Below are 1784 nucleotides of genomic sequence, written 5' to 3'. Positions count from 1 at the left end.
CCTATGAGCCGCGCGCCGCCGATCCGGTCGCCGAGGCGATCCAGCTTGCCGAAGCCAATGCCGCCGCGATGGCGCAGGCTCGCCCAGCGCCGACGGCGCATGCGGAAGAATTCCGTCCGCAGAGCAAGATCTTCCAGGCGCCACCCGCCCAGCCGCAGCCCATCGTCCAGCAGCAAGTGGTGCAGCCCGCGCCGCTCAGGGAGATGCCGCAGCCGGTTGCCGCCGCACCCCAGCGCATGCCGCGCGTCGAGGACTTTCCGCCGGTGGTGAAGGCCGAGGTGGAGGCCAAGAGCCGTCCGGCCGACCATGAGAACGGCGGTCCGATGGGGCTGCTGAAGCGCCTGACCAATGGGCTGACGCGCCGTGAGGAAGAGCCAGCCCGGCTGCAGCCGGCGCAGCCGCGCGAGCCGAAACTGCGCCAGGCGGCACCGGAAGTGCGCCGTCTAGCCAGCCAGGATCCGCAGCTCTACGCGCCGCGCCGCGGCCAGCTCGACGACCAGGGCCGGCTGACGCCGCAGAGCCGGGCCGTGCAGGACGACGACCAGCTGGAGATCCCGGCGTTCCTCCGCCGCCAGGCCAATTGACCGTTAACGGTTCGTAACAGTTGTTAACAGGCAGACAAGCGATTGTTTGCCTGTTAATATATTAAGTGCTGCAAAAACAAGGTGTTACAAACGCCTGCTTGCGTCCGATCGCGGTTACAGAGGGTAAGAAACCGTGATTTGGACTCTCCCGGCCGGACCATTATCTTCGCCCGAGCACTATCGGCTTGCCGGGATTCGGGGAGTTGGCCCTGCCTGCCGATCATATCAAGAGCCGCACGGTCTTGTTTATTTTGCCGCATGTATGCGCACGCCGGGTGATCCATCCGGCCGCAAAATACTCCAGGAAGCGATGAAGCGGACGCAGGCAGTATGGGCCATGGGGTTTGTCTTGCACGACTATCAGACGACACTAAAATCGCACGCGACGCTGACGGGTACAGGCGTCCATAGCGGCAAGCCTGTCACCATTCATTTTCTGCCCGCGGACGCCGATACCGGCGTTGTCTTCCAGCTTTCCAATGGCGGCGAGAGCCGTGAGTTTCGTGCGCTTGTCTCCGAAGTCGGTGCGACCGACCTCTGCACCATGCTCGGCGATCCGGCGGGTGAGCACATCGGCACCGTCGAACATCTGATGGCCGCGGTCTTTGGACTTGGCGTCGACAATCTGGTCATCGAAATCGACGGCCGTGAGGTTCCGATCCTCGACGGCAGCGCCGTGCCCTTTGTCGAAGCCTTCGACCAGGCGGGCATCGAGACGCTGCCGGTCAAGCGCCGCTACATCCGGGTGGTCAAGCCGGTCCGCATCGAGAATGGCGCCTCCTGGGCCGAGTTCAGGCCTTATGACGGCACGCGCTTCGAGATCGAGATTGATTTCGAGAGCCCGGCCATCGGCCGCCAGCTCTTCGCCTCCGACATCAATCCCGACATTTTCCGCCGCGACATCGCGCGCGCCCGCACTTTTGGGTTCATGAAGGATGTCGAGCGTCTCTGGGCCGCCGGCTACGCGCTCGGTGCGTCGCTGGAGAACTCGCTGGTGATCGGTGACGACAACCGCGTCATCAACATGGGCGGCCTTCGCTATGCCAACGAATTCGCGCGCCACAAGACGCTGGACGCCATGGGCGACCTGGCGCTCGCCGGCGCCCGCTTCATCGGGTGCTTCCGCTCCTATCGCGGCGGCCACAGGATGAATGCGGCGGCATTGCGTCGGCTTCTGTCCGACCGGTCTGCATTCTGTCT

General features: G+C 64.3%; 1 protein-coding gene and 1 pseudogene. Both read left to right on the top strand.

Annotation, left to right across the window (positions count from 1 at the left end; all coding sequences use genetic code 11):
- Positions 1-584, top strand: a pseudogene (locus EOA33_RS34685) (cell division protein FtsZ); the annotation flags it as partial.
- 337 nt (positions 585-921) lie between these two features.
- Positions 922-1784 (top strand): UDP-3-O-acyl-N-acetylglucosamine deacetylase (gene lpxC / locus EOA33_RS34680; protein WP_127407649.1); only part of this gene is annotated, 863 nt, incomplete at its 3' end.

It is taken from the genome of Mesorhizobium sp. M4A.F.Ca.ET.050.02.1.1, from assembly GCF_003997725.1.
GTDB lineage: Bacteria > Pseudomonadota > Alphaproteobacteria > Rhizobiales > Rhizobiaceae > Mesorhizobium.
The sequence above is the reverse complement of the archived record's forward strand: the minus strand, read 5'-3'. Positions and strand labels throughout refer to the sequence as shown.